5 protein-coding genes are annotated in these 6,740 nt (G+C 48.6%); 1 reads left to right on the top strand and 4 read right to left on the bottom strand.

Annotated features, from left to right (window positions below; all coding sequences use genetic code 11):
- Positions 1 to 333: integrase core domain-containing protein (locus ACOJSJ_RS17535; protein WP_420146240.1), on the top strand; the 333-nt coding region annotated here is incomplete at its 5' end.
- Between the two features lie 151 nt (positions 334 to 484).
- On the opposite strand, the gene ACOJSJ_RS17530 is transcribed toward ACOJSJ_RS17535, so the two are convergent.
- From ACOJSJ_RS17530 to ACOJSJ_RS17515, 4 genes are all read right to left on the bottom strand, one after another.
- Positions 485 to 1,546 (bottom strand): hypothetical protein, encoded by a 1,062-nt coding sequence (locus tag ACOJSJ_RS17530; RefSeq protein WP_420146239.1) that lies wholly within the window; start codon positions 1,544 to 1,546, stop codon positions 485 to 487.
- A gap of 101 nt (positions 1,547 to 1,647) precedes the next feature.
- Positions 1,648 to 1,893, bottom strand: coding sequence for a transposase (locus ACOJSJ_RS17525; protein ID WP_420146238.1), 246 nt, complete (start codon positions 1,891 to 1,893; stop codon positions 1,648 to 1,650).
- A gap of 83 nt (positions 1,894 to 1,976) precedes the next feature.
- Positions 1,977 to 3,095 carry a polysaccharide pyruvyl transferase family protein gene (locus ACOJSJ_RS17520; RefSeq protein ID WP_420146237.1) on the bottom strand — a complete coding sequence of 373 codons (1,119 nt, stop codon included), beginning with the start codon at positions 3,093 to 3,095 and terminating at the stop codon, positions 1,977 to 1,979.
- Positions 3,096 to 3,332: 237 nt separating this feature from the next.
- Positions 3,333 to 6,713 carry a glycoside hydrolase family 99-like domain-containing protein gene (locus ACOJSJ_RS17515; protein ID WP_420146236.1) on the bottom strand — a complete coding sequence of 1,127 codons (3,381 nt, stop codon included), beginning with the start codon at positions 6,711 to 6,713 and terminating at the stop codon, positions 3,333 to 3,335.
- Positions 6,714 to 6,740: the final 27 nt, after the last annotated feature.

Below are 6,740 nucleotides of genomic sequence, written 5' to 3'. Positions count from 1 at the left end.
AGGGTCGGTGATCTTGCCCAGACAGTGCGGTTCCATCTGCGCCCATTGGGCGTCCGTCAGTACAAAGCGATCCATCCAGAGTGTGAATCACAACTCCAGCAAAATGGAAATCCTAAATCCCCACACCCCTTAGGGCAGGCCCGCAGGCAAATCGCCGCGTGGGTAGAGGACTACAACCGGCACCGGCCGCATTCGGCGCTCGGCTATCAAACACCGGCGAACTTCGCCGCCAAATTGCACAAGCAATGGCCTGCTTCGCTTCGCCCTACGGACTGCGCTGCGCAGGCCATTGCTTCTACCGCGTTTATGCGCAACAAAGTCGCCCGACTATAATCCCGCTGGAGGCAAACTCGGGGTCACGTCAATCCCGTTCGGGGTAACGGCCGCCAGGGCAACCGCTTCTGTTGAACATGCCCCTAGCGAAGAATGCCCCATCTTCGATCGATAGGCAGTATCGGTCCAAACGCCCGGGGCAGTTTCAGCATTACTCCGGCCAAGCAGTAATATTGGCCAGTGCAGGATAAAGATTTTTTGGCGGCGTTGATAGAAAACGTTCGCACGTCTGCAATAAAACAAAATCAGGACGCAGATTTTCGATTAGCTTAACGTCTACTTCGTTTCCCCAATAAAATAAGTAGCGTTGGAAAATATGTGCAAAATATGGACTCATCCCCCAACTTGGTATTGTTTCACTAAAAGAATTTCCAAATATTATTATAGTTTTTTCAACTAAGCATTCAGGATTGTATGTTGCGAACATAGATCCAGTATGTTTACGTTGAGGATCTCCTAGATTAAAGACTGTACCGGTTCCTTCAAACATGGCTGGAACCTGCACAAATTCTTTCATTGGCGGATCAAACTTACTACCGAGATCACCAAGCTGTTCCACCATGTGGATATCTTCACTGCAACTCAATGCAACATCGACATCAAGCTCCCGCATCAGGTCATTGACATAGGCGATATTCCCCGCATAGGTAAAATGAGTGTCGTTTCGCCGAAACCATTCTCCACCCGATCGCATCAGATTGACAGGGCTGTGGATATGCCCCTTTTTTACATCAAGTATCTTGCTCAACCGCGGCGTGATGCCATTACCTAGTGGAAGTGGGTAGCTGTCACTCAGGATTGTCGCTTTGTTAGGAACGATTGTCAGAAGAAATCGTGCCGCGACATTTGCACAAGCCGAAAATGCGGAATCGGCATAATTCAGATATTTCTCCGCCTGAGCGTTTGCCTCATTAATATCCTGATGATAGGCTTGATAATAATCGTTGCTGCCGTTCAGAAGAAAAAGCCGGTCATTATAACCAACGATTGCCACGTCATCGGATGAGACGCTTCCGGATTGCATCCACTCTCCCAAAGCAACAGATCCACCTTTGTTCAATCCTGCTAAATTGGTCATCGAGAGTCCTGTGTTGCGCGTAGGAGCTACCAATATCTGAACAGCAGCCATTACGAAAGAGGCGAGCAAGAGAATGAGCCGTGCTCTTCGACGAACCTCCGCAGTCGGCAGGCCCGCCTCCTGCTCCTTGATCATCCCGATAATCTGCGCCTCGGTGAAACGGCTCTTCCTATTGCGTCTGCTCCTTCCTCGTGGACAGACTCTACATCAGAATGAGTGACCTTTCGGGGGGCAAGTCACCGATCGTCTAGGGCCTCAGCCAGCTTCACATCGGACAGATCATACCAGACCGACAACAGGAGCGCTCTGAACATTGCCAGAGGCGGCCAAGCGGGCTCACCTTTGCAGGCCGGATAAAGCGGATCGAGAGGAGCCGCGACCGTGCGCCAATCAATCAGCGATACAAGCGCGTCGAGCGATGACGTCTTGCGTTCGGACCGTGAAAACCCAAATTGCTCCAGCCCAATCGAACGCTGCGCCACGGCAACTCTACTCCTTGGAAAGCCCATAGAATCAGCATTTAACGCGACTGTCTACGCCCACCCGCGCACAGGCCTCACAAGCGCTAAAATAACGCCTCCTCCCGGTATGGAAGATTACATGCCGTTAGAAAGGCGCGATATATGACGCCGTTTCTGGCCCTTGTTGCCTGAAACTTCTTGACGTCAGCAAGGCTTAATTTTTCCTTCGCTTCTTCCAGCGTATTCAGCGAGGCCGCTTCCGAAGCAGTCAAAGTAGGAATGCCAGCAAAATCAGCCATTTCGCTTGTTCTGGAATCGTGTGGGATCAGCAGGGCTGGGACACCAGAGTTGAGAGCGATTATCGCTCCGTGGAGGCGGGTGCCAATCACCCCATATCTATCTCTTAAAAAATTGGACCAATGATTCACATCAAAGAATACCCGGCACCTTTTCCTGAGATAATCGAAAAAATCATTTTTCCGTTCAAAACCATATAGTTTCGAAAGATAATCAATGGCATTATCAGAAATATTTCTTGCTTCGGAATCTTGCTTAACAAGAATCATCATTTCCTCAATCTCAGATTGAAATATCATATCAGCATCTAGCTTTTTACAGATAGAAAATAAACTATTATTTATACTATCTTGTTTTAAGAACTTTTCAGAGATTCCATATCTTGTAGATTGTATTACTATAGACTCTCTCTTATCTATGCCATTTTTATAATCATCTAATTTCATATATAATGATGGGCATCCAGTAACTATCGAATTTTTTATTCCTAAGGTTTCCAAATATGATTTCGTTATTTGCCCTCTTACAGATATTAAAGGAGACTTTTGAGAAAGAATTCTCGCCAAACGTATTGATGATTCACTCGCCTTGAAATTCTTTATATCATTATTGTCATTCTGTATTCCTAGACCAACAACTGTTGCTGGTATGTGCGTTTTCTCTAATATATCACACAGCCATCCCCAATCATTATATGAGTTTATCCAGTTTGCCGCCGGTATGACAATGTGATCTAGTTCTTTATTAGCTTGATCTGGTTTATAGGAAAATCCAATACATTGCGTTTCTGCATTTAATTGCCTATAGACAGCTTCCGTAAACATAAAGTTTCCGGTATTCATGCCAACGCTTTTGTACACTTCATCGAAAGATAAAATATTTGTATCAACATTTCTTTCAATGGAGACAATTCCTATTTTTTTCATATTTATCTCCAGAATATTAGACTTTCTCTTTAAGCAGAAAGACCTTCTGATTGCATGGGAGGCAGCCAGTGAGCAAAAAAGCTGGATGCCAGCGCAATATATGCCCTGCACCATGAAGCACGCCACAGGTCAATCCCGCAGCGTCCCTCATGGCGCGTTAACGACAGGACGTCACTCCCGTCACCACAATGGCAGTTCTCTGCTGACAGCGGAGAAAAAATAGATGACATTATATATTCAGTCGGTCTCCAGACCGAAATGCGCGGCAACATGCTCTGCATAGGCCCCGGCGCGATCCATTGCCTCGCGGCCGAGATCATGTCGTCTGATCGTATCTGCCTGAACGGCTACAATCTCGTCATAATGACGCCTGTTGCCATTCGATATTGTAACGCTCCCGGAGTGACGTCGGTGATCATTCATGGCTTTGGGATTGAAGGCGATACTACCTCTTTCCAACACACGCAAATAAGCGACCCAGTCTCCGGCATTGCGATACGACAATATTTCCTCTCCATGTTCCGCCAGAACGGCCTGGAGAACGGATTTGCGGAACAATACTCCGCTGGCGTTTGGAATGGTATTTTTGAGATAAAGACCGGACGCTATCTCAACCTTACCTGAAACCTTATACGGCTTGGTCCACCGATCCATATCCAGGTCGGCGACATAGTCTAGATAATCAGGGGCAATGACCATGCCTTCGCTATCGATCTGACGCGACTGACTATAGCTGATTACCACATCTGGGTCTGAAAAGGCCGTGACAGTATCTGCCAAAAATGAGGGATGCGCGAGATCATCTGCTTCGGCAATCCAGATCACGTCGCCTTCAGCCATTTCGACACCGCGCTGCCATTGCCGAAAGACAGATCCGGAATTAAGCTCGTTTACGACTACCTTGACGGGAATATGACATCCAGAAACATAGTCCTTTATGACATCAACGCTATTATCGCTAGAATTGTCGTCAATAATGATAATCTCATAGGGTTTGAATTTCTGACTCAAAACAGTTTGAATTCTACTAACTATATATTTTTCGTAATTATAGCTAGGAATTATGACAGAAACCCTTGGATTACTTTCTCCGGCAAGATGAATAATATCGTGAATATAGCGGGAAAATGAGAATTTTTGATCTATCAGATCAAATCCTTTTTTCCTGCATTCACGTCTATGACCGGCGTCATTCAGAAGATTGACGATAGCCTTCCCATATAGTTTGGTGTCAAACTGAGGCACCAGGACACCACTGCACTGCGTAATCACGTCGTCCATCCCCGTCGCCTTGGCAAAGGCAACGACTGGCAAGCCACAATCCATAGCCTCTAGGGCCACGGAAGGAAACGGGTCTTCCCGGGATGTCAGTGCGAAGATATCGGCTCCGGCATAGAATATGTCAGTATGTTCGACCAAGCCGGGGAAATGGAAATGCGCCGATTGCCCTGCATCCGCAGCAATTTTCTGGACCTGACCGGTCCAATCCTCAGCATCATGCCCAAGCCATACAAACATGGCGTCCGGCACGGTCTGCAGGACTTCCAATCCAGCCCGGACGAACAAATCCACGCCCTTGCGCTTGTCCGCATACCCCACGCCCAGGATCACAGGCGCGCTAGCCGCGATGCCTAGTTTCTCACGCAGTAGACTGCGCGCTTTTTCGATTCCCCCCTTGGAGCGGCGGATGTTATTGACCTTATACAGGCCCTGAGGCTTGATCACGCACTGATCATCACCCAGACTTGCAAAAGACCGGAATGACTGAGCGACAGGTTCTGACGCAAAAACAACGTAATTGGATAAGCGGGCCACCGATTGAGCGATATTCTGCAATCCATATTGCCGGATTACATCGTGCATTTCGTGCACAAGGGTCAAAATATTATATCCTGCATCCTTGAACACAGAGAGCATGATTGAGGAAACAAGAGTATTGGATATGACGCTGCGCGCGCCCAAAGCGTAAAGTTCATTTACAATCCGTTTGGCGACATCGCCCTGAGGATCATGGCCGGACAGGTCGTGCAGATAGGCGACTTTGCGGAACTCATCCTTGAGCGGGCCGTCTCCCAGTAGAAAAACGTGCACTTCATAGCCGATAGACGACAGTTCCCGCGCTATGTTCAGCGAAAGATATTGCGCACCGTGCGGATATGCGTCGTGGCAAACCAGAGCAATGCGCCCGCGCATAGGGGGGGCCTCGTCCGACCAGCCTGCGATCGCGCGGCGTGTGGCCTCAAGATAAGCATAGCCGGTTTCCTGATCCGGCTCCAGATGAGCCCCTTCCGCCCATTCGTTCCAAGCGTTTACGAAAACGATCCGTTCCTGCAGATTAGGCTTGGTCCGCACTGTTTCATCAATGGCGTTGTTGAGCCAATGCTCGTAGAGTTCCGGCGTATTGTCCGCGAAGATGGCGCCGCGGTTCTTGCGGCGGGCGGTATTATCCCAACCTGGACAAACAGAACGAAACAGCTTGTATCCCGGATCTTCGTAATTCTCGCTGCGGCGAACAAACTCTTTCCAGTCGTAGATACGACCCTCGAAATCATCGTTCAGCAAAATGGCCTGATCGGTGATGTCGGGCGGACTGGAGTTGTTGGGCGGGAACTCGATGACGGCATCGAAGCCGAAGGCATCAAGGTCGGTCTGCCCAAAGGACTGGGTACACGCCAAAAAGATTTCGCCAATGCCATTTTCCCGACACCATTGGCGCCATCGCATTGCCGTTTCCTTCGGAAAGGGAAGCAGCGCTGGTCGATAGACCAGCACAAGCGGCCGACCATCAATGCGAAGGTAGCGCGGATCGCGAAGATATCGTGCGATGTCGGAAATGCAGTTTATGTCGTCGATCGCTGAATGTTGTTGGGCGATCAATATCTCGTGGTCGGAACCGTCCCAACGACGAGACCAGTTTTCATTTGCCCAGCAAAGACAAAATGGATGATCTAAGCTTTTATCTTCGAGCCAAGCCTCAATCGGCGATTCCATCAACCGATGACCTGCAAACCAGTAATAATAAAAGCAGAATGCTTCTATACCATATATCTTGGCTAATTCTATCTGCTTACGTTGTACGGCCTTGTCTGTCAGATTATAGTAGCCAATATCCTCATGTGGGACGTGGGGCTGATAATGTCCGACGAATTGTGCCTGAGCAGGGCGTACATTGGTCCATTCGGTAAAGCCCTTGCCCCACCATCTGTCATTTTCGGGAAACGGATGAAATTGGGGAAGATAGAAAGCAAGAAGACGCGCGCGCTTGGCAGCGAGGCCTATATGGCTCTCTTGGGACACATATTGGCTTTTGCCTGGCACCCATGCCACCGAGCTGGAGACTGCTGGTACAACCCGCGCCTCATACTGCCCATTTGTAATATAGTGAATCAGTGGGTTTATGTTAGCCAAGGCAACGTCAGGATTGGCATCCAGATAGCCTTTCGTGCTGAAGCGAGCCGATGGATCGCGATTCAGCTCGGCCCCGAGCTGAATATAGTGAACAATAGGATCCAACCCCAGCTTAGCTACTTCCGGATAGCGCCCAATATACCACGCTTCATCAAAAATGCCGGATTCCCGGATAATTCGCAGGTCATTTTCATCGCATTCATTCAACATTAGTTCGCCCCTGATTCATTTCAAAAC

The sequence above is a fragment of the Sphingobium sp. genome (assembly GCF_048594625.1).
Taxonomy (GTDB): domain Bacteria; phylum Pseudomonadota; class Alphaproteobacteria; order Sphingomonadales; family Sphingomonadaceae; genus Sphingobium.
This window is presented reverse-complemented; position numbering and strand designations above follow the sequence as displayed.

Excerpts from the sequence above, each read along its gene's own strand:
- ACOJSJ_RS17515 (WP_420146236.1), bottom strand. The coding sequence starts at position 6,713 with ATGTTGAATGAATGCGATGAAAATGACCTGCGAATTATCCGGGAATCC.
- ACOJSJ_RS17520 (WP_420146237.1), bottom strand. The coding sequence starts at position 3,095 with ATGAAAAAAATAGGAATTGTCTCCATTGAAAGAAATGTTGATACAAAT.
- ACOJSJ_RS17530 (WP_420146239.1), bottom strand. The coding sequence starts at position 1,546 with ATGATCAAGGAGCAGGAGGCGGGCCTGCCGACTGCGGAGGTTCGTCGA.